Annotated in this window: 17 protein-coding genes and 3 tRNA genes; 10 read left to right on the top strand and 10 right to left on the bottom strand. The window is 69.3% G+C overall.

Annotated features, from left to right (window positions below; genetic code table 11):
* Nucleotides 1–77: 77 nt before the first annotated feature.
* Genes ACZK4S_RS10505 through ACZK4S_RS10495 form a run of 3 tightly spaced genes read right to left on the bottom strand, consistent with a single transcriptional unit; the run spans nucleotide 78 to nucleotide 8,647 of the window.
* Nucleotides 78–4,817 carry an Eco57I restriction-modification methylase domain-containing protein gene (locus tag ACZK4S_RS10505; protein WP_463644213.1) on the bottom strand — a complete coding sequence of 1,580 codons (4,740 nt, stop codon included), beginning with the start codon at nucleotides 4,815–4,817 and terminating at the stop codon, nucleotides 78–80.
* Nucleotides 4,810–7,644: a helicase-related protein gene (locus ACZK4S_RS10500; RefSeq protein ID WP_463644212.1), complete on the bottom strand. Its 2,835-nt coding sequence runs from the start codon at nucleotides 7,642–7,644 to the stop codon at nucleotides 4,810–4,812. The genes ACZK4S_RS10505 and ACZK4S_RS10500 overlap by 8 nt, the downstream gene beginning before the upstream one ends.
* Before the next feature lie 49 nt (nucleotides 7,645–7,693).
* Nucleotides 7,694–8,647 carry a DUF4349 domain-containing protein gene (locus ACZK4S_RS10495; protein ID WP_463644211.1) on the bottom strand — a complete coding sequence of 318 codons (954 nt, stop codon included), beginning with the start codon at nucleotides 8,645–8,647 and terminating at the stop codon, nucleotides 7,694–7,696.
* 180 nt (nucleotides 8,648–8,827) lie between these two features.
* On the opposite strand from ACZK4S_RS10495, the gene ACZK4S_RS10490 reads away from it, so the two are divergent.
* Nucleotides 8,828–9,244: a DUF302 domain-containing protein gene (locus ACZK4S_RS10490; RefSeq protein WP_463644210.1), complete on the top strand. Its 417-nt coding sequence runs from the start codon at nucleotides 8,828–8,830 to the stop codon at nucleotides 9,242–9,244.
* A 6-nt stretch (nucleotides 9,245–9,250) separates the two neighbouring features.
* On the opposite strand, the gene ACZK4S_RS10485 is transcribed toward ACZK4S_RS10490, so the two are convergent.
* Nucleotides 9,251–9,718 (bottom strand): YgaP family membrane protein, encoded by a 468-nt coding sequence (locus ACZK4S_RS10485; RefSeq protein WP_463644209.1) that lies wholly within the window; start codon nucleotides 9,716–9,718, stop codon nucleotides 9,251–9,253.
* Nucleotides 9,719–9,997: 279 nt separating this feature from the next.
* Between ACZK4S_RS10485 and ACZK4S_RS10480 the strand changes: the two genes are divergently transcribed.
* Together ACZK4S_RS10480 and ACZK4S_RS10475 are read left to right on the top strand one after the other, a co-directional pair.
* Nucleotides 9,998–12,535, top strand: a complete 2,538-nt coding sequence (locus ACZK4S_RS10480) for an NPCBM/NEW2 domain-containing protein (RefSeq protein ID WP_463644208.1) — start codon at nucleotides 9,998–10,000, stop codon at nucleotides 12,533–12,535.
* 191 nt (nucleotides 12,536–12,726) lie between these two features.
* Complete coding sequence (locus ACZK4S_RS10475; protein WP_463644207.1) at nucleotides 12,727–14,136, top strand: HNH endonuclease; 1,410 nt, start codon at nucleotides 12,727–12,729, stop codon at nucleotides 14,134–14,136.
* A gap of 10 nt (nucleotides 14,137–14,146) precedes the next feature.
* Here ACZK4S_RS10475 and ACZK4S_RS10470 read toward each other — a convergent pair whose 3' ends face one another.
* The 3 genes from ACZK4S_RS10470 to ACZK4S_RS10460 all read right to left on the bottom strand — a co-directional run bounded on the left by ACZK4S_RS10470 (nucleotide 14,147) and on the right by ACZK4S_RS10460 (nucleotide 17,890).
* A complete protein-coding gene (locus ACZK4S_RS10470) occupies nucleotides 14,147–15,340 on the bottom strand; it encodes a cytochrome P450 (RefSeq protein ID WP_463644206.1) in 1,194 nt (397 codons plus the stop codon).
* A 32-nt stretch (nucleotides 15,341–15,372) separates the two neighbouring features.
* Complete coding sequence (locus tag ACZK4S_RS10465) at nucleotides 15,373–17,634, bottom strand: catalase (protein ID WP_463644205.1); 2,262 nt, start codon at nucleotides 17,632–17,634, stop codon at nucleotides 15,373–15,375.
* A 180-nt stretch (nucleotides 17,635–17,814) separates the two neighbouring features.
* Nucleotides 17,815–17,890 (bottom strand) — tRNA-Arg (locus tag ACZK4S_RS10460).
* Nucleotides 17,891–18,020: 130 nt separating this feature from the next.
* Between ACZK4S_RS10460 and ACZK4S_RS10455 the strand changes: the two genes are divergently transcribed.
* Together ACZK4S_RS10455 and ACZK4S_RS10450 are read left to right on the top strand one after the other, a co-directional pair.
* Nucleotides 18,021–19,508 (top strand): AlkA N-terminal domain-containing protein, encoded by a 1,488-nt coding sequence (locus tag ACZK4S_RS10455; RefSeq protein ID WP_463644204.1) that lies wholly within the window; start codon nucleotides 18,021–18,023, stop codon nucleotides 19,506–19,508.
* Nucleotides 19,505–19,984, top strand: a complete 480-nt coding sequence (locus ACZK4S_RS10450) for a methylated-DNA--[protein]-cysteine S-methyltransferase (RefSeq protein ID WP_463644203.1) — start codon at nucleotides 19,505–19,507, stop codon at nucleotides 19,982–19,984. The genes ACZK4S_RS10455 and ACZK4S_RS10450 overlap by 4 nt, the downstream gene beginning before the upstream one ends.
* 61 nt (nucleotides 19,985–20,045) lie before the next feature.
* Here the strand turns inward: ACZK4S_RS10450 and ACZK4S_RS10445 are convergent, their stop codons facing one another.
* Nucleotides 20,046–20,462, bottom strand: coding sequence for an ACT domain-containing protein (locus ACZK4S_RS10445; RefSeq protein WP_463644202.1), 417 nt, complete (start codon nucleotides 20,460–20,462; stop codon nucleotides 20,046–20,048).
* Nucleotides 20,463–20,571: 109 nt separating this feature from the next.
* Nucleotides 20,572–20,665: transfer RNA gene (locus ACZK4S_RS10440), tRNA-Ser, on the bottom strand.
* 87 nt (nucleotides 20,666–20,752) lie between these two features.
* Here ACZK4S_RS10440 and ACZK4S_RS10435 point away from each other — a divergent pair.
* Nucleotides 20,753–22,612, top strand: a complete 1,860-nt coding sequence (locus tag ACZK4S_RS10435; protein WP_463644201.1) for an LCP family protein — start codon at nucleotides 20,753–20,755, stop codon at nucleotides 22,610–22,612.
* A gap of 7 nt (nucleotides 22,613–22,619) precedes the next feature.
* On the opposite strand, the gene ACZK4S_RS10430 is transcribed toward ACZK4S_RS10435, so the two are convergent.
* Complete coding sequence (locus ACZK4S_RS10430) at nucleotides 22,620–23,060, bottom strand: hypothetical protein (RefSeq protein ID WP_463644200.1); 441 nt, start codon at nucleotides 23,058–23,060, stop codon at nucleotides 22,620–22,622.
* A gap of 44 nt (nucleotides 23,061–23,104) precedes the next feature.
* Here ACZK4S_RS10430 and ACZK4S_RS10425 point away from each other — a divergent pair.
* The 4 genes from ACZK4S_RS10425 (at nucleotide 23,105) to ACZK4S_RS10410 (ending at nucleotide 26,817) form a co-directional block, all read left to right on the top strand.
* Nucleotides 23,105–23,192, top strand: a tRNA-Ser gene (locus ACZK4S_RS10425).
* Nucleotides 23,193–23,305: 113 nt separating this feature from the next.
* Nucleotides 23,306–24,121: a pseudouridine synthase gene (locus ACZK4S_RS10420; RefSeq protein WP_198928330.1), complete on the top strand. Its 816-nt coding sequence runs from the start codon at nucleotides 23,306–23,308 to the stop codon at nucleotides 24,119–24,121.
* A 75-nt stretch (nucleotides 24,122–24,196) separates the two neighbouring features.
* Nucleotides 24,197–26,041 carry a M15 family metallopeptidase gene (locus ACZK4S_RS10415; RefSeq protein ID WP_463644199.1) on the top strand — a complete coding sequence of 615 codons (1,845 nt, stop codon included), beginning with the start codon at nucleotides 24,197–24,199 and terminating at the stop codon, nucleotides 26,039–26,041.
* Complete coding sequence (locus tag ACZK4S_RS10410) at nucleotides 26,038–26,817, top strand: hypothetical protein (RefSeq protein ID WP_463644198.1); 780 nt, start codon at nucleotides 26,038–26,040, stop codon at nucleotides 26,815–26,817. Before ACZK4S_RS10415 ends, ACZK4S_RS10410 begins: the two co-directional genes overlap by 4 nt.
* Nucleotides 26,818–26,864: the final 47 nt, after the last annotated feature.

The following is a 26,864-nucleotide window of genomic DNA, read 5'->3' as shown; positions in this document are numbered from 1 at the left end:
CGTGTTCGTGCAGTGGGCAAACCTTATCCAGTTGGCTGGTCGCATGCCCCCAGCCCTTAAGACAAACGTGTGTAGGGCTACGACAGTTTTCGCATGCGGGCCATCGCCTTGTGGAAGTCGGCTTCGCGATCACGCGAGGCGAACGGAAGTTCGTAGGTGTAGACCGTGCCCGCCGGGTGGGTAGCGGTTCGCTCCTCCGAAGTGAGCTTGTCGCCCTTCTTTCGCCACAGTTGGCGGACCTGGGTCGGTACGAGGCGGCCGTTGGCGTCGTAGATATAGTCGTTCTGGTCGTAGCCGTGCAGGACGGCGAACTGGGTGCGGTAGATCGTGGCGAGCTCGTCGGCGGTGACTCCGAGCATTGTGGCCAGCAGCGCGTCAATCTCAATTAGAGCGTTGCGCCGGTCGACATCGCGGCGCAACGGGGTGGTAGGTGTCCATTCCGGTCCAACGGCCCCGAGCTCAAGCTCTTCTGGGTCACCCGCACCCAGCAACCACTTGTCCTCTGTGAACCGTGGGTCCCACATATCTCGCCACAAAGGTGCATAGGCGGCCGTGAGGCAATTGAGGCGGAGAGCCCTGAGGTGGAGTCGAGGCACCAACTCGTGATTCAAGTCTGGGGAAGGGAGCCTTGAGATGGCTTCAAAACTCACGGCGCTTTTGGGTGCGGATCGAATCGCGAAGTCAGCGAGAAGCGAGCTACAAACGGCTGCTGCCAGGACCAGGGTTCTGGGATCGCGGGCCGAGAGTGCGCTCACTCCATGGATGTGGGCGCTACCTGGAGGGATCACCGCCGCGAAGAGGGTTCGCTCGTTGGCATTGGCCGCCATCGCACGCCAGGCGACTCGGTAGTGGTTGCGAACCGGGTCACCTTCCCACGTGCCGTAAGTGGAGTCGTACACGGCTCGGTCGCCAGCCGGCTTGTAGGAGGTCGCTGGTTGCGCGTCCGGTGCGAGCGACTCCAGGTCCACCGCCGACCAGTCCTGGTTGTGCCTCATGGTCGGGTTCGGGGACTTGGAGAAGGGGTTCCCGACGTGCAGGTGTGGGCCCTGGAGGATGGCGTCCTCCCAGGTGGCCGGACCCCATTCCTGTACGAAGCGACCCTTCTGGCGATCGGTGGTCTCGTTCCACCCGGTCGAGAAGCGAAGACCGAAAGCACCTAGTCGCTCGGCTTTGGCCAATGCGCTCAGGACACGGGACGAGGAGCGGTTAGAGGAGTAGAGCATTCGAGTTCGACGCACTGGGGCGTCCGGGCTCTCCAAGACGTCACGCCAGATGGCAAGTTCGGCATCGTCAACTACCTGGATGCGGGAGCGGTGGGGCCGACGGTCCCACCCCCCCGCGTGCTTGTGCCCTGGCTCCTCTCCCGAGCCATCATGCTTCTCCGAGCGCTCCACAGTCTCGGGATGGTAGAGCCGGGCTGCATTCAGATAGCGCACCGGATGCACAGCCCCATACACATGTACGCCGTAGCTGACGTGATGGTCAATCTCCGCGAATAGTTGCAGCTCGTTCACGAACTGCCAGTGTCGTCTGAGTCGCGGGTACGTGAGTTCTCTAAGCCCCCCGGCCTTCTCGTCAGTCAGATGCGTTTCGGGGTGGATCAAGCCCACCGTCCCTCGGTGTGAGCTGTGTGTCCACGTCTGAGCCATGAAACAGCGATAGAGATCGGGCCTGAGACCAGACAACTCCGGGTACGTGGTGGCGTCGCCGACAAACTCGCGGAGTGCGACCATCTCGGCCGCTCCCGCAGTCACGATGACACCGGCACTGACGAGCTGAAGGGTCTCGACTCGCCGCGCCATTTTCGCAGCCTCCGACGGCTTGAGAGCCAACTGCCACCAGGGGTCACTCTCAGCCAGGAGCGCATCCAAATCGACGTCAGGCCGTACCCACGGCGGGTTACCAACCTGCAGGTCGAAGCCTCCGCGCCCAAACACGGTCGCGAAGTCGAGTTGCCAATGGAAGAATCCCTGCTCGCGTGACACTTCCTCGCAGAGACGCAGCCAGGGGTGGTCGTCGAGCACGTCTCTGACTCGTTTGGCGCCGGCGCTGGCGAGTTCGAAGTTCTCTTGGTCGGCCATGGCTTGCCACTGGTCCCCCGGGGAAAGCGTTCCCATCCCCTGCTTGGCTCCACGGGACGACAACTTCTGGGTGCCGAGGATGCCCTGGGCGGCGTCGATCCACTGGTCGAGGGTCGGCGGGGCCACCTCGTCGCCGGTCAGCGGCCAGAACCACAGCCCGGTCCAGGCGTCCATCATGCGGCGGAGTCGGCGGTAGGCGCCGTCGTCGTCGGCGAGGGATTCTTCGATCTGCTCGCGGGTCACTGTTGGGGTGCGGGTCTTTGAGGCTTCGAGGCCGCTCCGCGGCACCTCAGCCAGCGAAGGCGGAGAGCCCCAGAGCCTGATGTGACGGGCCGACTGTTCTTCGGCGACCTTCAGGCGGCGATAGGCCATAGCCCACAGCTCCTCGGCCTGGTGGGAGATCGCCACCAGCTGGTCGAGCTGCTTCTTGCTTGGCTTGCTCTTGATCGTCTTGCGCCACGCCTTGACCTTGGCCACGCGGGCGGGAACGAGTTCCTTCGCCTCCTTGGATTCTGACGTGGCGCCCCAGCCGGCGGCTGGAAGCAGCCAGTGGCGGATGCGACCGCCGGAGCCGCTGAGTTCGGGGCGGTCCTGCTCGATGCGGGCGGCGATGTCGGTGAGCGGCTCAGCCGTGGGCGGGGTGGTGAGCCAGCGCTTGTCGTTGACCTGGTCGCGCGTATAGAAGGAACGAGACGCCCCCACCAGCGAGTTACCGCGGCGCAGCCGGAGCCCGAACCAGGGGGCTTGCAGCCCCTCGGCCATGGTGTCCAGCCACAGTGTGATCTCCGCGAACTCCACGGCGGTGGCGTTGAGGTCGACTCCGTAGACGTTGTGCAGGGCGAGGTACGCCTTCACCTTCTGCAGCTCGGCCGGGTAGACGTCGGGGTCGATCCTCTCCCCCAGTTCCTCCTGCCGTCGCTTGAGGTACTGCTCGGCCAACTGCCGGACGGCCTCGATGGCGAACGCGCCGGAGCCGAGGGCGGGCTCACAGACGCTGAGGCCGAGGATCTCCTCGGCGGTGGTGGTGTGGCCGTCCTGGTCCAGCAGCTCGGCGAGCGCCTCGGAGACCGTGAACTTCGTCAGCACCTCGGGGGTGTAGTAGGAGGCGGAGCGCTGCCGCTGGCGGCCGGAGAGCCGGAAGACAAACTGGCCGCGGGTGTAGCGGCGGCGGCTCTTCTGGCCCGTGACGGGGTCGGTGTCGAGAACGAAGTCCTTGTCGGCGAGGTGGTCGGCGCGGTCTACTGGGACCACCCAGGAGCCCTTCTCCGGGTTGCCGTCGCGGGCCACCTCGTAGAGGTCGACGTCAGCGAACGAGCCGGTGTAGCTCATCAGGCCCTCGTAGACGGCGCCCAGTTGGTTGATGCCGAGCTCGACGTAGCTGATGAAGCCGCGCTCCTTGCCGGAGCGTTCCTTGCTGAGCAGGAGTCGGCGCAGGACTTCCTGGAGGGCGTGGTTGCCGAGGCCGACCTCGTCGATGAGCGCTGTGGCCTGGGGTGAGAAGAGGTCCGCGCGGAGGGGTTGGAACTCGAGGCCGCGCTCGACTAGGCGGTCTGAGTTGGTGTGCTCGTACTCGCGGTCTTCGGTTCCTGCATCAGGTTGCGTTTCATAGGTTTCGAGACGCTCAGTCGCTTCGCTCCCTCGCTCCTCAACCAGCGAGTGGCCGCGGTCGACGAGGCGGAAGAGCAGGGCCAGCGATTCGTACAGGTGGGTGCCGGCGCGGGCGCGCGGGGAGGCCAGCTCCACCTGCACCAGTTCGCGGAGCCGGTCGAGGGAGTAGCCGCGGGCGTAGTCCGGGTCCCCCACGGGGAGGATCTTCAGCTCCGGCGACGCCTCGGCGTAGAGGAGGAACAGGATCCGGTAGAGGAACCGCAGCGACTGCAGCGCCAGCGGCTGCGCCTGGCCCTGCGGTAGCGGGTCGAGGCCCTGGGCGCGCCGTCGGTCCACCACCTCGTTCGCGATGAGCTCGATCGATTCCCGCACGCCCTCGCGCAGGTCGGCGGACACCCCGACGGTGTGGGCGACGGACGCCTCCAGCGTCGCGTCCCACCAGATGTTGCCGTCGGCGTCGGGGGCCAGCGACTCGGCGTCGACGGCCACCAGCGCCCGGTCGATCTCGCCGCCCTGCTTGGTGTCGCCGCGCTCGGCGACGGTGTGGAGGTCGACGGCCAAGTAGCGACCCTCAGGCCAGCGGGAGGCCTCCGCCACCACCAGCCAGCGGCCGGCCATGATGAGCGCGAACTTCGTCTCCTCGTGGTCGAGGAACAGGGTGGAAACCAGCTTGGTGGCCGAGAGGATCGGGTCCTCGTCGTCGACGACGTACGGCTCGGCGAGGGTCTCGGCGTGGCGCGCGAAGAGCTCGTCCAGCGTGGCGGCGGGCTTGGCCTCCACCAGCGCGAGGGTCGGTTCGAGGCCGAGTGAGCGGAGCAGCCGGACGGGGCCGTTGACCGTCGTCTCATAGGGGCCGGGCTCGTAGCCGAGGATGCGTCGGAGGTCGGCGTGGAGAGCCGCGGCGGCGTCGGGGTCCGGGTCGTCGTCGGCGTAGAGGGCAGCCATGGCGGTGGCCAGCTTGGAGCGCTCGGCGGTGAACCGCGCCCTGGTGGTGGGGTGCTCGGCGTCGCGCCACTGCTTGACCCGGTCCAGGACGCGGGCCAGGTAGGACTCCTTGCGGGCGTCGGTGGTGAAGAAGTGCTCGCTGATCCAGTCCTCGACGACGAGGAGGGCGTCGCTGTCAGCCATGGGTGGCCTCCGGGGTGTCGGCGGGGAGAACCACCAGCAGGGGGCGCACCAGCTGGCGGTCGGGGGTCATGTCGCGGCTCAGCCGCTCCTGCGCGTCGACAAGCGCGCGGCGCCGGCGCACCTGATCGCGCTGGATGAGCGCCTCGGCCTCGGACTGCCACTCCTCCGCGCGGGCCACCCACTCGTCGACCCGCGCCTTCGCGGCGTCGGCTGCGGCCTGGAACTGGAACCGCAGGGTGTCCTCGGCGCGCTCGACGGCGGGCCGGACGAGGTCCATGTCTGGGAGCTGGACCGGGCCGGGGTTGCTGCGTTCGCCGATGACGCCGGCGTCGGCGAGCATCTCCCCCGCCGTCGCGTGGACCTCGACGAAAGGGGTGGCGCCGTGGAACTGGGCGGACAGCCAGGACGAGGCCACCACCTGGCCGCGGCGGTTGATGAGGGTGCCGTTGAGCAGGACGGTGGGCACGTCCACGTCGCCGCGGACGGCGAAGATCTCGCCGCGGGCCAGCCGGGCCAGAGCGCGGTCGGCGGCCCAGTCCAGGACCGGGTGGAGCGGGCCGAGGTAGTGGGCCTGGGGCCAGGAGGAGGCGCTGGTGTCGGTGAGGGCGGCGTCGAGGATGGTGCTCGCGGCGTTGGGCTCGGTGACGAGCTGGAGGCGCTCGAGGACGTTGCGGTCGGCGAGGTAGCTCTGCGGCAGCACCTCGAAGCGCTGGCGCAGATCGGCGGGTGGGACGAACTCGACGATGTGCTCGGCCTGGTGTTCGCGCCACGCGACGCCACCGAGGTCCCGCGGGAGCGGCCTGTCCTCGGGAGAGGGGTAATACTCGTGGAGGGCGTCGCGGAGGAAGTCCACCGGCTTGGCGTAGAGGAGGTGGTCGCCGACGACGGCGGGCTCGGGCTGATCGTCGGCGTCGTCGTCGAGGTATTGGGCCAGCCAGTCGTCGACGCTGGTGGCGATGTCCTCGGGGCTGGCGACCACGTCGTCGAAGCTCTTGGAGCCGGCGAGCACCTGGCGGATGGCCTCCTCCTCGGCGGTGACGCTGTAGCGGCCCATGAGGCTGGCGGCGTCGCCGAGGGCGCGGTGGGCCTCGTGCTCGCGGGCGACGAGGGCGGTGAGGACGCGGATGTCGCCGGAGAAGCGCTCGTTTGAGGTGTTGAGCAGCAGGGTGGTGATCTGCGGGGGCTGCTTCTGGCCGTAGCGGTCGATGCGGCCGTTGCGCTGCTCGATGCGGATGAGGCTCCACGGGATGTCGTAGTGGATGAGGTGGTGGCACTGCTTGTGGAGGTTGACGCCCTCGGAGGCGACGTCGCCGGTGACGAGCACGCGGATGGGTGAGCTGGTCTGCTTGAAGCTCTCGACGATGGCTTGCTGCTGGTCGTCGGCCAGGCCGCCGTGGAGGACGTCGACCTGGTCTGGTTTGAGGCCCAGGTCCTTCTGCAGCTTGGCCTGGAGCCAGTGGAGGGTGGCGACGCGCTCGGAGAAGACGACGGCGCGCATCGGCGATTTGCTGCCGATGAGGACTCCGTCGCGCAGGTACGAGACCAGCGCCTGGTACTTCGACGAGGTGGCCATGGTGGCGTCGTTGAGGACCGCCAGGCGGCGCAGGGCCTCGGCCTCGCGGTGGGCGGCGGGCGTGTGGTCGAGGCGCTCGATGCGGTTGTGCAGGGTGTCGCGGAGGGCGGCCGGCGAGGAGAGGAACGCTTTCGCGAGGAGCCAGGGGAAGAGCGAGCCGTTGCTGCCGGAGTAGGGCGAGGTGGTCGTCGGGCGGAGCCAGGTGTCCACCAGCTCGTCGACGACGGCGTCCTCCTGCGGGGAGGCGTCGATGAGGCGGTTGTCGGGTTCGAGGCGCTCGGCCCAATCGGCGCCCACCTCCTCGGCCACCTCGGCGCTGTGGCGGTGTCGCCGGATGGTGAGCTGGTCGACGCGCTTGGCGTCGAGGTCGCCGTCGGCCTTGACTGCGGTGGGGTCGAGGAGGCGCACCAGCTCGGCGAACGACTCACGCGACCCGTTGTGCGGGGTGGCGGAGGCGAGGATGAGCGCGTCGGCCTGCGGCGCGAGGATGCTGGCCAGCCGGTTGTTGAGGGTGGCGGTGTTGGTGACGTTGTGCGACTCGTCGATGACGACGGCGTCCCAGTGGTGGCGGCGCAGGTCGTGGACGAAGCGCTCCTGCTTCAGCGTGTCGATGGAGATGATGACGCGGCGGAAGTAGGAGAACGGATTGCGGTTGGCGGGCAGCTTCTGCTTGACGCGGGCCACGCCCTGGGAGTCGAGGCGCACGAACGGGATGGCGAAGCGGCTCCACATCTCGTGCTGCATCTGCTCCAGCACGTGTCGCGGGGTGACCACCAGGATCCGCTCCCCGCGGCCGCGGCGGATGAGCTCCGAGAGGATCATGCCGATCTCGAGCGTCTTGCCGAGGCCGACGGCGTCGGCGAGCAGGATGCGGGGCCGCAGTGTCGCGGGGTCGAGGGCCTTGGCGACGGCCTTGTGCTGGTAGCTGAGCTGGCGGGCGAGCATGCGGGGCGAGACGGTGAGCGAGTCGTCGCTGAGGGGGACGGCGGTCTTGCGGAGGGTGGACTCCACCCAGAGCCTTGAGCGGCGGTATTTCGGGGAATTGTCCGGGCGGACGGTGGTGTCGCGGGGGTCGTTGAGCTTGATCCGGTCCAGCGAGGGGTAGAAGACGGCGTCCTGGCCGCGGACCAGATCCGAGAGGCCCTGGGCGTTGAGGACTGGTCCGTCGGACGACTCGTCGACTGACGTCACCAGCCAGTCCTCGTCGCGCACCACGACGACGTTGCCGGGTGCGAATGTATAAGTGCCACTCATTGTGGCTGCAGCCTACCCAAGCCGATCCTGGCTAGGGGCACCTTGCCATTCAAGCTGAGCGTTCTTCGGCTGGCGTTATCGGCTCTCCTAGAGGCGCCGCACGGCGCCCGGCCCGCCGCCGCAGCCACGCGCGCAGCGGGAAGAACAGCACCAAGGCCACCAGCCACACAGGGGCGGTGGCGATCAGCAGCGTCAGCAGCCCGGTCAACAGGCCGGCGGCGCCGCGGATGCCGTCGGTGATGGCTTCGCCGAAGCCCCACGACTCGCCGCCGGGGCTCACCACGGCGCGGGGTTCGACCAGCTCGATCGTCACCGTCGCCATCGCGGCCTGCCGCTCCAGGTAGGTCACCTGCGCGTCGAGCGATTCGATCTCGCCCCGCACCCGGGCCAGCTCGGTCTCGATGGCCAGCATGTCCTTGACGTCCTTGGCCGCGTCGAAAAACTCACGCAGGCGCACCTCCTGGGCTCGCAGGTTGTCCAGCCGCGCGGAGAGATCGACGTGCTCCTGGGTGACGTCGCTGGTGGCCTCGGACTGGAACTTCACGACCCCGAGCGCGGCCACCTCGGCGAGGAAATCCTCGTAGGTCTCGGCGGGGACGCGCGTGGTCACCCAGCCGCGCAACGCCGACCCGTCTCCCGCGGGCGCACCGTCCTCGCCGTAGCGGTAGAGCCATTCGTCGGTGTCGGTGGCCACCTGCATGTCGGTGACGGTGCCCTCGTGGCTGCGGGCCAGGTCGCGGATCTTCGTCACCGCGTCCGGCGTGCTCTCCACCTCCAGGCGGAGCACCTTCGACCGGATGATCAGGCGGTCCCCGCCGCCGGAATCCTCATCACCGTCCTTCTGGGGCATGCCCACGGAGCCACCGCCGGCATCCGGAGCGGGGCCACCCGCGGGTGAATCCACAGTGGCCCCATCGCCACCGGCGCAAGCCGCCAACAGCAGCGTCATCAGCAGCGCGACGACAGCTCCCACGACGCTCCGCAGCCCAGCTTTCCCCCACATGGCGCCTCCTCCATCGGCTCGGTGAGGTTGAGGCTACGCCCGTGCTGCGCGGACGCGCGCGGACCGAGCACGGCCGAGTCCAGATCGTTACGGGAGCCCGCGCAGCACTTCCGTCGCCAATTCTCCGCACACCCCACGCCAAGGCACTGAACGGAGCATGATCGATGCCAGGAGGTTGACATGAACTACGGACTTCGCATCGACCTGGAGCGCCCCTTCGACGAGGTGGTGGCGCTCACCAAGGATTCCCTCGCCCAGAGCGGCTTCGGCATCCTCACGGAAATCAACCTGAAGCAGACGCTCAAGAACAAGCTGGACGTCGACGTCGACGACCAGATCATCCTCGGCGCCTGCAACCCGGGGTTCGCCTACAAGGGCCTGCAGATCGAGCCGTCGCTCGGCGTGCTGTTGCCGTGCAACGTGGTGGTGCGGCACACGGCCGGCGTCACCGTCGTGGAGGCGATCGACCCGGAGACGATGGTCGCCATCACCGACAACCCCGAGATGAAACCGCTGGCCGACGAGGTGCGCGAGGCCCTGCGGGCAGCGTTGGACCGCGTGTACGTCAGCGCGACGGGGAACCACGAGGGCGTCTGAGGGTGGTCAGGCGGGCCGCGGTTCCTCCGCGGCCTCGATCGCTGCGCGAGCGGCGCTCACCGGGTCGAGTCCCTCGAAGTTGAGGTCGGCGAAGTCGCCCCGCAGGGCCTTCAGAGCCGTGCGTTCCACCTCGATCTCCTTGCGGGTGCGCACGTTCAGCCGCCGGATCACCTCGATGGGCGGGCACCACCCCTGGATGGCGTGCTGCAGCAGGAACGAGGGCACCGCGGCGGTCAGCCACAGCCACTTGCGGGAGTGCAGGCGCGCCAGCCCGAGGCTGAGCAGCATCAGGGTGGACGCGTTCGCTTCGAGCACGCGCTCCACGTCCCACGCCCTGTCGAGGTCCTTGATGTGCTGGGTGATGACATCGACGGGGGCGTCGGCCAGGGCGGCCACGCGCTGGAGCCGTTCTTCATCGAGGCGTTGCTGCACCTTGTCTGGGGTGGATCGCCGGACGTGATCTGCGTTGGGCATGTCTGCCTCCTCGGGTGATCTTCCAGTCAAGCACCTGGATGGGGCGGCGGGGACGCCCTTTGGGGTACAAGCCGCACCTCGCCGCTGCCAGCCGTGGCCGGACGCGCCGCCGTCAAGGTGGCCAAGGTCTGTGATCGATTGTCCAGGACTTGCTGAACCTGGTCGTCGCGCTACAGCACGGTGGTGGGACATCGATTCAATGGAGTATCAATGCGCTCACGCTTTTCCCGAACGGCCGTACTCGCTCTTGTCCCAGCCCTGGCTTTGTCGGTCGCGACGGTGACGTCAAGCCCTTCGGCCGCCGCTCCGGTCCCCGACCCCACCGTCGCGGTGGCCCCCGAGGAGCATCCACTCGGAAGCCTGGCCCCCACCCCGCCGATGGGATGGAGCAGCTGGAACACCTTTGGATGTGACATCTCCGCTGACCTCATCGAGCAGACCGCGGATGCTCTCGTCGAAAGCGGCATGGCGGCCGCAGGCTACGAGTACGTCAACATCGACGACTGCTGGTCGACCATGAGCCGCTCCGCCGATGGCAAGCTCGTACCTGATCCAGTGAAGTTTCCGCAGGGCATCAAGGGCGTCGCGGATTACGTCCACGGGTTGGGCCTGAAGCTCGGCATCTATTCGTCGGCCGGCACCACCACCTGTGCCGGCTACCCGGCCTCGCTCGGCTACGAGATGTCCGACGCGCAGCAGTGGGCCGACTGGGGCGTCGACCTGGTCAAGTACGACAACTGCGGCGGCCACGGCGGTCTCGAGGAGCAGGAGCGCTACCAGGCCATGGCCGACGCCATCGCCGCCACGGGTCGCGACATGCTGTTCAGCCTGTGCGACTGGGGCGAGGGTCGCGACTGGCTGTGGAACGGCACGGATCAGGTCGGACACTTCTATCGCACCACCTATGACATCCGGGCCGAGTGGTCCGTGATGATGAGCAACGGCGATTTCCAGGCCGAGATGGCGCCCTATGCGGGGCCCAACAGTTGGGCCGATCCGGACATGCTCGTGGTGGGCGTGAACCGGTTCCTCGGCAACGACGTCCCAGGCCTCACGCCCGGCGAGTCCCGCGTCCATATGGGTCTGTGGGCCATCACGAACGCTCCCCTGATCGCCGGCAACGACGTCAGGTCGATGGAGCCATGGGTGCGTGAGTTGCTCACCAACCCTCGAGTCATCGAGATCGACCAGGATTGGAGCGGGGAGATCGGCACCCGGCTGCGCCACAACGGTGACGAGGACGTCTGGGTGAAGCAGATGGAAGACGGCTCGACGGCCGTGCTGCTGATCAACCGGGGGACCGAAGCGCGCACCATCTCCGTCGACCCGGCGGAGGTCGGGCGACCCGACGGGGCGTCGCAGCAGGTGACCGACGTCTGGTCCGGCCGTGCCTACGCCGCCTCCGACGCCGTTCGCGCGCGTGTGGCAGGACACGACGCGGCACTGTTCGTGATCGGCGCCCCCACGCAGCAGGACCTCGAGGCGATGACCACGCTCGAAACCGACGTGCCGCCCTACCTCAACCTGGACACCCCGTTCGAGCTGACGGTGCGCCTGCACAACGACGGCACGGAGTCCGTCCGCAACGTGCGCCTCGAGGCCGTTGTTCCCGACGGCTGGCTGGCGACGAGCGCCACGTCGAGCGTCGCTGCACAGATCGAACCCGGCCAATCCGCGACGCTGACGGTGGACGTGGAGCCGGATTCCCCGGCGGCCGGGGCGGCCGTCTTCGAGTCTTCAGCCACCTGGGACGGGAAGTCCGGCGTGATGCGCACCACCGACCGCGCGACGGCGCTGGCGCTGGTCCCGCCTGCTGCCGGGACGACGCAGGTGTCCGCGGTGGAATGGCTCAGCAGCACCAACGGCTGGGGACCGGTTGAACGCGACACGAGCGTCGGCAACCAAGCCCTCGGCGACGGCCTACCCCTCACCATCGGCGGCAAGATCTACGAAACCGGGCTGGGCGCGCACGCGCCCAGTGAAGTTCGCGTGTACCTGGGCGGCGTGTGCGAGTCCTTCGACGCCGAGGTCGGGCTGGACGACGAGGTCGGCAACTACGGCCGCGTCGACTTCGTGGTGCTCGCTGACGGCGTCGAGGTCGCGCGAGTTGCCGCCGCCGGCGCTGATGCAGCCAAGCCGGTCAGCGTGTCCATGGTCGGCGTCGACGTCATGACGTTGGCGGTCGACGCGGTCGACGGCGAGAACTACGATCACGCCGACTGGGCCGACGCGCGCGTGCGCTGCACCGAGCCACCGACTCCCACCCCCACCCCCACTCCCACACCTACGCCGTCCCCGACGCCCTCCCCGACGCCGACGGTGACCTCCAAGCCAACGGTCGCCCCCACCGCCACTCCCACGCCGACGCGGTCGCAATCGCAGCGGCCGGTTTATGTGCGGACGGTTCCGTACACGATGCCGGGCACCCATGAGTTCAACGGGCGGCTGTGGTTCACCGCCTGCGAGGACTACTCGCGGACGCAGCGCTGCCGCACGAACATCTGGGCTTCGCAGGTGGTGTTGAAGGACGGCACGTTCGAGGTGAAGACCGGATGGGCCTTCAACAACCTGACGTACCTCCCGTTCATGGCGCGTGAGGCGTGGGCGGGCAACCCGCTCGGCCACACGGCAGCATGGACTGCTGCGGATGGTCGCAAGTGGCGCACGGAATGTGACACCGCTGCCACCGGCCGTGGTGGATGCCGTTCGTACACGATGACGACGGTGTACCGGGCGACGCCGAAAGCGTCGGGTGGGTACTCGTTCTCGCAGAGCAACGAGTGGGTGTTCAACAACATCGTGATGTTCACGCCCTGATCCTCACCGGAGCCTGACCCAGGCTGGGCGGGGGGCTGTCCCCCGCCTTGCCGGTCCAGGCCCCATTGGGCGGGGCTGTCTGCGGGTCCGACGGAGAGACCGCAGCTCTCCGTGAGGAATTTCTGCGTCATTTTCTCACTCTTGGGTCAGCGGGCACGGTTTTGTCAGTGCTGGCTATTTTAATAGCTTGTATGGACGACATGCGGGATCTGGGGCAGCGGTACATCGCCGCGCTCTGGGACGCCGTGCCCTCGTTCGGAACCGGCTCGGACACGGCCAGTCGGCTGGCCGGCATGATGGCCGCGGTGGCAGAGGCCGAGGCCCAGCTGGCCGGGCTGCGGCTGCACCTCATCCACGAGGCCCGGCTCGCCGCCGCCGCACCCGTCATCGACCAGGTACGCCACTCGGTACGCACCACCACCGGCCAGGCGGTCGCCTCCCTGAAACTCGCCACAGACCTGGCCGAACGCTTCCCGCTGATCGCCGCCGCCCTCCACGAGGGCGCCATCTCCCTCGCCCAGGCCGAGGGCATCGTCGACGGGCTGCGGAAACTCCCCCGCTCCCTCACCCGAGCAGACCTGGTGCAATGCCAGGAAACCATCCTCGAACACGCCGACACCCTCGGCCCCACGGAACTGCGCGCCCTCGCCACCCGCCTCCACGAACTCGTGGACCCAGACGGCGCAGACGCCGCCGCCCAACAACGCCTCGATGCCCAAGACCGCGCCGCGATGCGCAACCGCTACCTGCGCTTCACCCCAGACCACCACGGCGGCACCAGAGTCGTCGGGCTGCTGCCTACCGCCCACGCCAGCCTGCTCGAGGCGCAACTCGACGCCGTCGAGCCACCCCTGTCGTCCTACCGCGAGGCGGGAGAACTCCCTGGCCGGGAGGTACGCCGCGCCGACGCGCTGATGCTGCTGGCCCAGGCCGCCGCGGCCACCGGGCAGCTGCCCGCCCACGGCGGGGACCGGCCGCAGGTCCACATCACCCTGGGGTACGACACCCTGCTCACCGGCCTCGGCCACGTCGGCATCGTTGGGGCGGAGGATCTCGACGGCCTTTCCGCCGGCGACGCCCGCCGCCTCGCCTGCGACGCGGAGTTGATCCCCGTCGTGCTCGGCACGGCCTCTCAGCCGCTGGATGTGGGGCGCAAGCATCGGCTGTTTCCCGCCGCCATCCGCACCGCGCTGGCCCTGCGCGACGGCGGCTGCGCGTTCCCCGGCTGCACCGCCCGCCCCGCCTCCTGCGAAGCACACCACATCATCCCCTGGTGGGCCGGCGGCGAATCCTCCCTTGTCAACGCGGTCTTGCTCTGTCCCCACCACCACCGTCTCGTTGAGCCAGACCCGCAACAGTCGGCCGAATCCCAATGGCAGGTCCACCTCGACCCCGTCACAGGGATGCCCTGGTTCACCCCACCCCGGCACATCGACCCCGCCCGCACACCACGACAACACCCCCGCCACCTGCTCCGCGAACTCACCCCACCGCCCAAGGCACCACCCTGCCCAGATGACCACCACGCAGAGCGAACCGACGGCCCCAGCCTCGAAGAGCTCCTCTCGCGCAGCGCGGAGGTATGGCACGCCACGGTCTGATCGAGCGGTCTCAACCGACGTTGACGGTCACGCCCCGCAGCGCGTAGCCCGAGATGACCTCGTCCCACCCGAGTGTCGGCTCACCCACCAGCGCGACCGGGTGCGCGAAAAGCCTCGTCAGCAGGATGTCGGACTCCTGGATCGCCAACGCGTTGCCCGGGCACTTGTGGGGCCCGTCGCCGAAGCTCATCACCTCGGGGCCGATGCCGCGGGGCAGTTCCCGGCCGGGGCAGAGGTCCAACGGCGAGTCACCGACGGTGGCCGGGTCTGCATTTGCCTGGCGGATGTGCAGGTCGAGGAGTTGCCCCGCCCGCACCGTGTGGGTGGCGCCCGCGTCCGTGAACGTGAACTCCTTCTCCGCCCTCCGGTACAGGTGACCGATGATCGGCTCCAGCCGCAGGATCTCGTGGAGGATCGCGTAGCGCTCGTTGTCCGGCGCGGCGACGTAGCGCGAGCGCAGCGCGTCGTCGCGCAACAGATGAAGGGCCGCCATCGAGATGAACTCGCGGGTGGTGGCCATGCCCGCCGCGCCGTAGGTGACGCACTCGATGAGGATGGCCGGGGCGCCGTACCCCTCGTCGATGAGGTGGCTGATGACGTCTTCCTGCGGCTGTCGCCTGCGGGCCCGGATGGCGGGGCGCACGTCCCAGAAGTAGAACCAGGCCATCGGTGCCGCCCCGCGGAGCGCCCGAAGAGCTGCCCGGACCGGTCCCTCGGCTCGGTCTGAGGCCGGGTCGTAGACCGGCTGGTCCAGCAAGCGCTCCAGACGACGCGCCAGCCCACGTCGACGTGAATCGGTGAGGCCGATCACCTTCGCCGCGACCTCCGTCGAATAGCGCAGCGACACGTCGTCGAGTTGTGCCCGGCCCTTGGCCGCCATCTCGGCCACCAGTGCGTCTGCACGCGCTTCCATCAGCCCGCGATAGCGGGTGGCCACCGTCTTGGGCGCGAAGAAGCGGGCGATCTTGCTGCGCTGCTGCCGGTGCGGCTGCCCGTCCACGAACAGGATGGGCTGATCGGCCATGGTGCCGTCCGGGATGGACTCGGAGTTGAAGCCGGCCTGCGTGGTGGCGTCGCGCTCCCTCAGGATCTGGCGGACGGCCTCCGTGGAGCGGATCCGCCAGACGCCGTCGAAGCACTCCACGCTGGGGGACGTGGACTCCCCCGGCTCGACGGAGATCCGTCTGCAAGCGCCATCGCTCATCTCATCAGCCTACTCCCGCGCCCGGCCCAGACTCAGCTGGCCGGGGCGGGTGCGGGGAACCTCTCCCACACCCGATGGCTGGCCAGGAGCTCGGCCAGACCGGCCACGAGTTCCTCAGTCTCCCCGGTCAGCACGCCGGGAGCGTCCAGTGGCACTCCGGCGGCCGCCAGCACCTCACCGGACGCCGATTCGACGCCGATCGCCTTGCAATGCCGGTACATCTCGGCCACCAACTTCACCACCCGCGGATCCACCGGTTGGCCGACGGTGTCCTGGCCTGCCTTGGCGTCGAACGTCGGAAGGGCATCCGGCGCAGGCTCGGGGGCGTCAACCACGATCACCGCGTCGAACTCGATCGAGGCGGCGGTGAGGAACGTCCGATCCACCACCACGTCGCCGAGCTTGCCGCCGTGCGGAGCCGTGACGAACGGCACCATCCCAGCGGCCAGCACTGCGTCCTTCGCCGCCGCGATCGTCTTCGGGGCGGTGTCGGCGTCGACCACGAGTGCAACCTTCCGCCCGGTCACAGGCCACTTCTGGCCCACCTGCGACAGCGCCGGGCTGGGCTCGACGTCTACTGGCGGAACCGTCGGCTTCGGCGCCGGCAGCCCGAGGCCCTGCGCGACCTGGGCGCAGAGTTCTGCGTCGATGTTGGCCAGGCATGCCAGTTGGCGCACCTTGATGGCCTCCTCGTAGCACTTGCCGAGTTCGAAGGTGTAGGCCCGCGCCAGGTGCTGCCGCTCAACTGGGCTGAGGGAACGGACGAACAGCGTCGCCTGGCTGAAGTGATCCTCGAAGCTCGCCGGGCGTTCCCGCGTCTTGTCGCCCGCCACCGGCGTGGGGATGTCGATGAATCCTGCGTCGTCCTCGGTGGCCTCCGCAGGGTTCCCGCCGTCGAGGGAGTTGGGCTTGTACGGCGCGACCCCGCCGTGCACGGCGTGCTGGTGGAAGCCGTCGCGGAACATGTCGTTGACTGGGCAATGGGCCCGGTTGATGGGTATCTGGCTGAAGTTCGGGCCGCCCAGCCGGGTGATCTGTGTGTCGACGTAGGAGAACAGCCGCGCCTGCAGGAGCGGGTCATTGGTGAAGTCGATACCGGGCACCAGGTGAGCGGGGTTGAACATCACCTGCTCTGTCTCGGCGAAGAAGTTGACGGGCCGCCGGTTGAGCGTCATGGTGCCGATGATCTCCACCGGGCACAGCTCCTCGGGCACGAGCTTCGTCGGGTCGAGCAGGTCAATGCCCTCGAACGTCTCCTCCTCGGTGTCCGGCATCACCTGCACGCCTAGATCCCAGGCCGGGTAGGCGCCAGCGTCGATGGCGTCGTAGAGGTCGCGACGGTGGAAGTCGGGGTCGTTGCCGGCGGTGAGCTGGGTCTCTTCCCACACCTGGGAGTGCACGCCCTGTCGCGGCTTCCAGTGGAACTTGACCAGGCTGGTCTCACCGGCGTCGTTCATCAGGCGGAACGTGTGGACCCCGAAACCCTCCATCATCCGATACGACAGCGGGATGCCGCGGTCCGACATGTTCCAGGCCGTGTGGGCCTGCGCCTCGGTGTGCAGGGTCACGAAATCCCAGAAGGTGTCGTGCGCGCTCTGCGCCTGGGGGATCTCCTTGTCGGGTTCGGGCTTGACCGCGTGGACGACATCGGGGAACTTGATGCCGTCCTGGATGAAGAAGACCGGCATGTTGTTGCCCACCAGGTCGTAGTTGCCCTCAGAGGTGTAGAACTTCGTGGCGAACCCGCGGGTGTCGCGCACCGTGTCCGACGACCCACGGAACCCGACGACGGTGGAGAACCGCACGAACGTCAGCGTCTCGACGCCCTTCTTCAGGAACGCGGCGCGGCAGATCTTCGTCGCGCGCCCGTTGGCCACGAACACGCCGTGCGCGCCGGTGCCACGGGCGTGGACCACCCGCTCAGGGATGCGCTCGTGGTCGAAATGGGTGATCTTCTCCCGCAGGTGGTGGTCCTGCAGGAGAATCGGCCCGCGGGGCCCGGCCTTGAGCGAGCGGTCAGTCTCACGAAGCCGCGCGCCCACCGACGTCGTGAGGAACTCGCCTTGCTGGCCCACCGCCTCCGCAGGCGCCCCGGTGGGCGCTCCCGTCGGGGTGACCGTGTCGGGCCCCTGCTGTGAGGGCTTGGGCGGGGGCGGCGCCGTGGGGGCGGTCGGTTCCTCCACGGCCGGGTTCTCGACACCGGGGCCGGGCGGCGGAACGGAGAGGGCGCCCTCGTCGACGGCGGCCTGCTGGGGCTTGGCGGACTTCTTCGCGGGAGACTTCTTCGTGGCCATGCGCGACTCTCCTTGATCGGGCGCCTGACGGCTGGATCCGACGGCGTTGGGGATCGGTCGAGTTTAATCAGGGGATCGGCTCAGCGGCGGGCGTTCATCCCGCCAAGAACGCGTGCAAAAGGGTGGCTGCCATGACATGAAGAAAGGCCTAGCCGGTCATTGACCGGCTAGGCCTTCCGCTGGCGCGCTCGGCAGGATTCGAACCTGCAACCTTCTGATCCGTAGTCAGATGCTCTATCCGTTGAGCCACGAGCGCTTGGGCAAGAAGAGACTATACGCGGTTCTTCGCCGATTCGCCAAAACGGGGCCTCGTCCACGGAAATCCGCGTCACCGTCGTGTCGCATTCCTGCTAGTTCAGGCAGTCGTCGTCAGCCACACTGGAGGCATGCACACCGACGAAGCCGCCTGCCTCAGGGCGATCCGCGCGAAGGACGCGCGCTTCGACGGGGTGTTCTACACCGGCGTCACGTCCACCGGCATCTACTGCCGGCCCTCCTGCCCGGCGCGCACCCCGCAGGCCGGCAACGTGCGGTTCTACCCCACCGCCGCGGCCGCGCAGGCCGCCGGGTTCCGCGCATGCAAGCGCTGCCTCCCGGGGGCGGCCCCGGGGTCGCCGGAATGGGACGTGCGCGGCGACACCGTCGCCAGGGCCATGCGCCTCATCGACGACGGCGCGGTGGACCGGGAGGGCGTCCCGGGGCTGGCCGCCACGCTGGGCTACTCGCCGCGCCAGTTGCAGCGACTCCTCGCCGACGGGGTGGGCGCCGGGCCCGTCGCCCTGGCCCGCACGCGGCGGGCGCACACCGCACGCACCCTGCTGGAGGCGACCGACCTGCGCCTCACGGATGTCGCCTACGCGTCGGGCTTCTCCAGCCTCCGCTCGTTCAACGCCACGATCGCCGAGGTGTACGCCGCCACCCCCACCGAGCTGCGCGCCCGCACCCGACGGCGGCCCACGCCGTCGAGTGGGGGCCTGACCTTCGTCGACCTCACCCTCCCCACCCGCACCCCCTTCTGCCTCTGCAACGTGTTCGGCCACCTCATCGCGACCGCAATCCCCGGCGTCGAGTCCTTCCACGACGGCGCCTACCACCGGACCCTGCGGCTCCCCTCGGGCTACGGGGTGGTGTCGCTGTGGCCGGCCAGCGCCGGGAACATCCGTGCGCGTCTCGGGCTCACCGACGTCTCGCAACTCCCCACCGCCATCTCGCGGGTGCGGCGCCTGCTCGACCTCGACGCCGACCCCGACGCCGTCGCCGATCACCTCGGCCGCGACCCCCGCCTGGGCGCGCTCGTGCGGAAACATCCCGGTCGCCGGATCCCTCGCAGCGTCGACGGTGACGAGTTGGCCGTGCGGATCGTCCTCGGGCAGCAGGTGTCCACCGCTGCGGCCCAGACCCGCGGGGCGCGGTTGGTCGCGGCGGTAGGCGCCGCCGTTGAGACCCCCGTCCCGGGACTCACGCACCTGTTCCCCACCGCCGAGGCCGTGGCGGAGGTCCCCGACTCGGCGCTGGCCTTCCCAGACTCGCGCCGCCAGACGCTGCGTCGGCTGGCCCGCGCGCTGGCCGGGGGCGAACTCGACCTGGGCGTCGGGGCCGACCGCGCCGAGGCTCGCCACACCCTGGCCGGCCTGAAGGGGATCGGTCCCTGGAGCATCGAGATGATCGCGATGCGCGGGCTCGGCGACCCCGACGCCCTCCCCGCCACCGACCTCGGCGTCGTCCGCGGCGCCGAGGCACTCGGCATCAGCCTCGCAGGCAACGACTCCTGGCGCCCCTGGCGCAGCTACGCCACCCAGTACCTGTGGGCCCTCACACCCCACGCCGTCAACACCATCCCGGGCCGTCCGGCCTGCCACCCGGAGGATCAATGAGCACCTACAGCATCATGGACAGCCCCATCGGCGCCCTCACGATCGTCGAGCGCGACGGCGGGCTGGCGGCCATCTACATGGGCGAGCACCGGCACGCGCCCGGCCCGGAGACGTTCGGCGAACGGGTGGAGGACGCCCTCCCCGAGGTCACCCAGCAGCTGCGCGAGTACTTCGACGGTGAGCGCACCGTCTTCGACCTGCCGCTGAACCCGGTGGGCACGGAGTTCCAGCGCTCCGTGTGGTCGGAGATGGCCGCCATCCCCTACGGCGAGACGCTGACCTACGGGGACATCGCCGCGGCACTGGGCCGCCCCTCGGCCTCGCGTGCTGTCGGCACGGCCGTGGGCCGCAACCCCATCAGCATCGTGGTGCCCTGCCACAGGGTGGTGGGCAGCTCAGGGAAGCTCGTCGGCTACGCCGGGGGCGTGGACCGCAAGGAGTACCTCCTGGCCCACGAACGGGGGCTGACCCGGTAACTGTCCTTCAGATGGGGTCACCCCCACCGATTCGGGCAGGGCGAGACCAGCTGGAGGACACTCACGGGGTCGAGGTGAGCCGCTCCAGGATCTCGAGCGCGTTGGAGACGCTGTCGATGGGCACCAGGAGGTGGTCATGGTGCAGCCCGGCCAGCATGTTGCAGCTGATCCCGGCCCCGGCGAGGGCGGTCGACACGGCGGCGGTCAGCCCCACCGCCTGGAGGGACGAATGCACCTCGAGCGTGATCCAGCCGAAGACGCCGTCGAAGGGCTTGCCGTAGTCGAGCGCCACCTCCTCCTCGAGGACCAGCGTGCGGCCCTCCTCCTCCACGATCACGGCCTGGGCCTCCACCTCGAGCGCCTCCCAGTCGTAGTCGTCGAGGGTGTCGTCGGCCCGGAGCACGTAGACGAAGCGCCCGTCGCGCACGGAGGGGGAGAGTTCGCGCAGCATCGCGCCGAGATCAGTGAGGCCAGCCATGGCTTCAGCCTAGGGCCGCGGGCATGGAGCACAGTGGCGCGGAGCGTCACGCCGGCGGGGTGAAAGCCCCGGAGACGCAGAAACCCCCGAAACGGGGGTTCTGGTTCACTGGCGGAGGTGGCGGGATTTGAACCCGCGATCGAGTTGAAGCTCGAAACCCGCTTAGCAGGCGGGCGCCATAGACCGGACTAGGCGACACCTCCAGTGCCGAACCAGCCTAGCCGAGCACAATGGTGAGCGCCAAAACAGTGCGGGTTACACTGGCGCGCAGGACCACCCAGGGAGCATGGATGAGCGACGACAAGCCGCGACGGGGCTACAGCCTCGGCGACGAGCCTGATTTCGACCTGCCCGAGGAGGGCTCGGAAGAGACGTCGGCGCTGCACCGCTCCCGCATGGAGGACCACAGCTGGTTCCGCGCCAGCGCCAAGCCGACGCCCGTCCCGCAACGCGCCCTGCAGGCCCGCGACGAGTGGGCCGACGTGCCGTTCGGCGAGGAACCCAAGCCCCGTCCCACCGCGAAACCGCGCCCCTCTCCCCCGGCCGTGACGCTCGGCGGCACCCCCATCGGAGAGCCCGGGGCGGCGCTGCATCCCGACGAGGTGAAGCGCCGCAAGCTGCGCACCTCCCTGCTGCTCACCGCCGCGTCGACGATCCTGCCCGGCTCCGGCCTGCTGGGCGCGCCGCAGCGCTGGTTGAAGGTCGTCGGCGCGGCAACCGCGCTCGGCGCCCTGGCTCTGGGCCTCTACTTCCTGAACTGGGCGCTCCGCGACACCGCCAGCTTCGCCAGCATCGCCGTCGACCCCGACTTCCTGAACCGCGCCAGCGTCTCCCTCATCGTGCTGGGCCTGGTGTGGGTGGCGCTCATCGCCACCACGCACATCGCCACCCGCCCCGGCGGCCTCCAGCACGGGCGCAGGCTCCTGGGCGCCGCCATCGTGGCCGCCCTGGCGTTTGGCGTCAGCGCACCGTCGGCGTTGGGCGCCCGCTACTCGCACGACCAGATCATGCTGGTGGAGAGGGTCTTCGGCCCCGGCGGCGACACCGGCGACGGCGGCGTGCAGTCCACCTCGCGCCCCACGCTGGCCACCGAACCGCAGGTGGACCCCTGGAAGGACGTCCCCCGCGTCAACGTGCTGCTGCTGGGCGCCGACGGTAACGAGGCCCGCGCGGACGAGGTGGAGAAGTACAGCGTCCGGACCGACACCATCATGGTGGCCTCCATCGACACCGCCACCGGCGACACCCTGCTGGTGCAGATCCCCCGCAACGTGCAGTACACGCCGTTCCCGGAGGACTCCGAGATGGCCGAGACGTTCCCCAGGGGCTTCCGCGGCGAGCCAGAGGCGGAATGGCTGGTCAACAGCATCTGGGCCAAGGTGGAACTCGATTACCCCAACCTGCTGCAGGGCAACACCTACCGCGGCGCGGAGGCCCTGAAGGAAGGCGTCGAGGGCATCACGGGCCTGGAAGTCGACTACTTCATGATGCTCGACATCGACGGTCTCCAGCAGCTCATCAACGCCATGGGCGGCGTCGTCGTCAACATCAACGAACCGTTGCCGAAGGGCACCGCCACCAACTGTCGCGATGAGGACCGCTGCCTCCTGCCGGGCCCGAACCAGCGCCTCAACGGCTACGACGCCATGTGGTACGCCCGGAGCCGCAAGACCACGTCGGACTACTCCCGCATGGCGCGCCAGTCGTGCCTGATCGACGCGGTGATCAAGCAGGCGAACCCGGCCACGATGCTGACCAGCTACGAGGGCATCGCGCAGGCCGCGTCCCACATGGTCACCACCGACATCCCCCAGCGCGACCTCAAGGCCTTCGTGCAGCTGGCGTTCCGCGTCAAGGACGCCAAGGTGCAGCGGCTGGTCTACTCGCCGGGCAAGAACGGCTACTCCTACGCAGACCCGGATTTCGAGGCGATGCGCCAGTCCGTCGAGGATGCGCTGAACCCGCCGTCGCCCACGCCCACGGCGGTCGCGCCCACGTCGGTTGCCCCCACCTCGGCAGCCCCCTCGACGCCGGCGCCCGCCGATGAAGAGACCACGGCGTCACCGTCGTCCTCCGGCACGCCGGAGGAGTTGCAGGAGGGTGCGCAGACCGTCGCCGACGCGTGTGCGTGGAACGGCGAAGCCGAGTAGTCGGGGCCTAAATTCCCTTGACCGTGCGGAGACGCTCGCGGAGATCGGTGACGACGTCGTCGACCTGCTTCGGGTCGTTGCCCGGGAACATCAGGTAGGTGGCCCGCTCGTGCCCGTGATGAATGGTCACCCGGGTGCCGCTCTGGGTCTGGGTGACCTTGCTCACGTCGAGCCAGCGACCCTCACCCTCGACCTCGCGGCCGCGCACGCGGTAGCCGTCGTCGTCGAACGTGACCTCCACCGCCAGGCGGCTCATCGACGTGAACGCCAGCACCAGGAGGACCAGCCCGGTCACCATCACGACGCCGCCCAGCACCGCCCAGAGCACGTGCCAACCGGAGCTCAGCGACGCGACCAGGAGCACCGCGCCCAGCAGGCTGCTCACTGCGGCGATCGCGAAGGCCCGCACAGGGGGACGCGGCTGGATGAGGTAGACCGTCTCTGCCATGCGCTGAGCCTACCTGCCGTCACCCGCTACCATGGTGGGGCACTGGCGAGGTCGCATAGTGGACTAGTGCAGCCGCCTTGAAAGCGGCCGAGTGGCAACGCTCCGTGGGTTCGAATCCCACCCTCGCCGCCAATTCGGAGGAGAACATGCCACCCAGGTCGCCGCTGCCGCCCCGTCACGGGCTGCAGGCAGCGTGGGTGCGCACCCCGGACAGGGATCCTGACAACGCCCTCCCCTGGCCCACCATGCGCGAATGGCTCGTCCACAAACTCGCCACCTCGCCGGAGGACGTCGACGAGATGCTCGCCCGCGGCGCGTTCGTCGACGACCGAGGCCGGCCCTGGACCGGGCGCGAGGTCTACCGCCCGCACACCTTCGTCTGGTTCCACCGCGAACTCCGCGACGAGGCGGAGGTGCCCGGCGAACTGACCGTCCTCCACCGCGACGAGCGCATCGTCGTGTTGGACAAGCCGCACTTCCTCTCCACCATCCCCCGCGGCCGGCACGTCGTGCAGAGCGCCGTGGTCAAGGCCCGCCAGGCGTTGGACCTGCCGGAGCTGTCCGCCGCGCACCGCCTGGACCGCGGAACGGCCGGCGTGCTGCTGATGACCACCGAGAAGCGCTGGCGCGCCGCCTACCACTCCGTGTTCACGGAACGAACGGCGGTGAAGGTGTACCGGGCCATCGCCCCGTTCGACGAGGGGCTCAGCTTCCCGCGGCGCGTGGAGTCGCACCTCATCAAGCGCGTCGGCACCATGCAGGCCGAGACCCTGGAGCGCGAACCCAACGCCTTCACGGAGATCGACATCGTCGAGGTGCGCGGCAGCCACGCGCTCTACGAGGTGCGGCCGCTCACCGGGAAGACCCACCAGATCCGCGCGCACTTCGACCAGCTCGGCATCCCCCTCCTCGGAGACCCCCTCTACCCGGACGTGCTGCCCACGGAGATCGACGACTTCTCCACCCCGCTGCGCCTGCTGGCCTATTCGTTGGAATTCCCGGACCCGGTCGACGGGGAACCCCGCCGGTTCGTCTCCCGACGCGGCCTCAATTGGGCCTGACAAGCACCTCCACAGGATCGAGGTCAGTCACCACAAGGGGATGACGTGATCCGGTGCCGCTGTTAGGGTGACGTGATGAGGTGGCCTCTGCGACGACGACGTGCCCTGGGCTCCGGCCTGCTGGGCCTGCTGATGGCGCTCGGGTTCCTGATCGTCCCGATGAGCGACACCGCTGTCGCGCTGGACGTCTACACCACCCCCGGTACGCACACCCTCAATGGTCGACAATGGCGCACCACCTGCGAGCCGTACTCCTCCACCGTGGAGCGGTGCCGCACCGAGATCCAGGCAACCACCGTCACCTACAGCGCGGGCCGCTACGTCGAGAAGTACGGCTGGACCTTCAACAACCTCACCTACAAACCCTCCCCCCGGGCGCAGTGGGTGGGCAACGTGCTGGCCACGCCCGGCGAACACACCAGCGGCGGGCGACGCTGGAAGACCGAGTGCGACACGCAATGGACCGGCCGCGGGGCCTGCCGGTCGTCGATCTGGATGACGACGTACACGCGCGGCTCATCGGGCGGCTACGTGGCGCGCGGTCAGTGGGTATTCAACAACATCGTGCGCTTCACCGACTCCGGGGTCGTCGCCTCATTCTGTGAGCCGGACTCGGCGGTCGGCGGCCTTCGCTACACCGATCCGGGGGCCGCTTCACGAAGCCCGGAGCCCTCGGACGCAGTCGCCGTCCCAGGAAGCCCGGAGCCCTCAGAGCCAGGTGCCGCTGCGGAGGGCACCGCCCCTGCGACTGCGGCTCAGGACACAGCCGAGCCGCTCGTCGAGGCGACCCAGCAACCGTTGGCCGCATCCGTGACCATCCGGTCCGTGCAGCACCCGGTGTATCCCACCGGAGTGCTCTACGACCGCCTCGGCGACATCGAGGTCACCGGGACGGTCAGCGGCGGCGACGACGGGGCCGCGGTCGCCGTCGAGCTGCGCGACGCCGCGGGTGTGGTGCGTTCCTCCTCCACCGCGACCCTCAGCGGCGGCGCCTTCACCGCCACGCTGGCCGGCGGGTTCGTCGGCCAGGCCACCCTCGTCGTCACCTCTGCGGGAGGCGAGGCGACCCGCGCGGTGGAACTCCGCCGCGCCGACGTCACCCTGACCTCCGCCACCCGCATCGACCCGCTCGGCACGGCGACCATCACAGGCCGCGTCGCCCCCGGCATCGGCGACCTCCTCGTCCAGGCCTACGCGGCGGTGCCCGGCGGCTGGTTCAAGACCGGCGAGGCGCGGACCACTTCCGACGGCAGCTACCAGCTGACCTACCGGCACGGGCTCGGCACGCTCGGCACCACGCAGGTCAGGATGTGCGCCAATCTCCCCTGGGGGACCACCATCCCCAGCAGCGCGTCGCTGGGCATCGAGCGGGCCCGCATCGCCAACCCGGTGATCTCGAACACCACGGCCGCCGAGGTGTCGGCCACGTACCGCAGCGGCTGCCCAGTGGGCCCCAGCGGCCTGAGCACCATCCGCATCAACCAGCAGTCGATGGACGGGCGCGTCTACCGGGGCGAGATCGTGGTGCGGCGCTCGCGCGCGGCGGAGGTGGCCGACGTCTTCCGGCGCACGTTCGAGGCGGGGTTCCCGGTCTATCAGATGACCAACCCAGACGTGTTCGGCGGCGACGACCTGGCGATGATGGCCGCCAACAACACCTCGGGCTTCAACTGCCGCAGCGTGGTGGGCAACCCGTATGCGATGTCGCCGCACAGCTACGGCTATGCGGTCGACGTCAACCCGTGGCAGAACCCGTACCGCGACCCCACCGGGAAGTGGCACCCCAGCACCGCGCACGTGCAGCGCACCCCCGTCGTGCCCGGCATGCTCACCACGACCAGCGCCCCCGTGAAGGCGTTCCAGTCGCACGGCTGGAGCTGGTTCTCCGGGTGGGACTGGCACCACTTCGAGAAGCGATGAGCGCCAGGTTCGCGCGGCACTCGGCGCTCGCGGTGGCAGCGCTGCTGTCGGCGTGCGCCCCGTCCCCGGAGACGCCGGAACCGACGGTGGCCCCACCCACGCCCAGCGTCTCGACGGCCGCCGGGCCCACCTCCACGCCCAGCGCTGAGCCCACCGTCGAGCCCTCCCCGTCGACCGCCACGCCGACGGTGGACCCGAGCCCCTCGGGCACCCCCGCCGCCTCCACCCCAGCCGCGGAGACCGCCGCTCCGCCCTCGGAGCCGCCCCCGGCGCCCACCGCACCGGCGCCCAGCACGGCCGGCGGGCTCGCCCCCGGTGACGTCGCGACGGCCGAGGGATGGCGGCCCACCGCCAGGCCCGGCAGCCCCGACGAGGGGTTCATGGGCAACGACACCTGGGTGCACGCCACCTCGCCGGAGCACTCGGCCTACGCCGCCGTCGCGTTGGGCTGCACGGAGATCCGCCCCTACCCGCAGCCCGTGGCGGCCCTCGAGGGCAACCTCAGCGACGACGCAGGCAACGCCGGCGTGGGCCTGACGCTCGAGTTCGCCACCGCCACCGACGCCTCGGCGTACTTCGCCGAGTGGCTGCGTCAGGCTGAGGCCTGCGTCGGCACCGTCACGGAGAAGGTCAGCGCCACCGACGACACCTGGGTGGGGCGCCGGAACCTGGGCACCGTGTGGTCAGAGACCGTCGGAGTCAGGGACCGCCTCGTGCGCCTCCTGATCGTCGACTCGCCCGACGCCGACCTCACCGGCGCACTCGGAACCAACTGAACCTCACCTCGGAACCCACTGCCCTGAGCACAGCGGTCGGCCCCACC

The organism is Tessaracoccus zhenghani (assembly GCF_055326325.1).
Note: the sequence above shows the minus strand (reverse complement) of the source record. Positions and strands in the feature narration are given on the sequence as shown.

Bases quoted from the DNA above. Each gene is read 5' to 3' on its own strand.
- ACZK4S_RS10505 (WP_463644213.1), bottom strand. From the start codon at position 4,817: ATGGCTGACAGCGACGCCCTCCTCGTCGTCGAGGACTGGATCAGCGAG.
- ACZK4S_RS10500 (WP_463644212.1), bottom strand. From the start codon at position 7,644: ATGAGTGGCACTTATACATTCGCACCCGGCAACGTCGTCGTGGTGCGC.
- ACZK4S_RS10495 (WP_463644211.1), bottom strand. From the start codon at position 8,647: ATGTGGGGGAAAGCTGGGCTGCGGAGCGTCGTGGGAGCTGTCGTCGCG.
- ACZK4S_RS10490 (WP_463644210.1), top strand. From the start codon at position 8,828: ATGAACTACGGACTTCGCATCGACCTGGAGCGCCCCTTCGACGAGGTG.
- ACZK4S_RS10485 (WP_463644209.1), bottom strand. From the start codon at position 9,718: ATGCCCAACGCAGATCACGTCCGGCGATCCACCCCAGACAAGGTGCAG.
- ACZK4S_RS10475 (WP_463644207.1), top strand. From the start codon at position 12,727: ATGGACGACATGCGGGATCTGGGGCAGCGGTACATCGCCGCGCTCTGG.
- ACZK4S_RS10470 (WP_463644206.1), bottom strand. From the start codon at position 15,340: ATGAGCGATGGCGCTTGCAGACGGATCTCCGTCGAGCCGGGGGAGTCC.
- ACZK4S_RS10465 (WP_463644205.1), bottom strand. From the start codon at position 17,634: ATGGCCACGAAGAAGTCTCCCGCGAAGAAGTCCGCCAAGCCCCAGCAG.
- ACZK4S_RS10455 (WP_463644204.1), top strand. From the start codon at position 18,021: ATGCACACCGACGAAGCCGCCTGCCTCAGGGCGATCCGCGCGAAGGAC.
- ACZK4S_RS10450 (WP_463644203.1), top strand. From the start codon at position 19,505: ATGAGCACCTACAGCATCATGGACAGCCCCATCGGCGCCCTCACGATC.
- ACZK4S_RS10445 (WP_463644202.1), bottom strand. From the start codon at position 20,462: ATGGCTGGCCTCACTGATCTCGGCGCGATGCTGCGCGAACTCTCCCCC.
- ACZK4S_RS10435 (WP_463644201.1), top strand. From the start codon at position 20,753: ATGAGCGACGACAAGCCGCGACGGGGCTACAGCCTCGGCGACGAGCCT.
- ACZK4S_RS10430 (WP_463644200.1), bottom strand. From the start codon at position 23,060: ATGGCAGAGACGGTCTACCTCATCCAGCCGCGTCCCCCTGTGCGGGCC.
- ACZK4S_RS10420 (WP_198928330.1), top strand. From the start codon at position 23,306: ATGCGCGAATGGCTCGTCCACAAACTCGCCACCTCGCCGGAGGACGTC.
- ACZK4S_RS10415 (WP_463644199.1), top strand. From the start codon at position 24,197: ATGAGGTGGCCTCTGCGACGACGACGTGCCCTGGGCTCCGGCCTGCTG.
- ACZK4S_RS10410 (WP_463644198.1), top strand. From the start codon at position 26,038: ATGAGCGCCAGGTTCGCGCGGCACTCGGCGCTCGCGGTGGCAGCGCTG.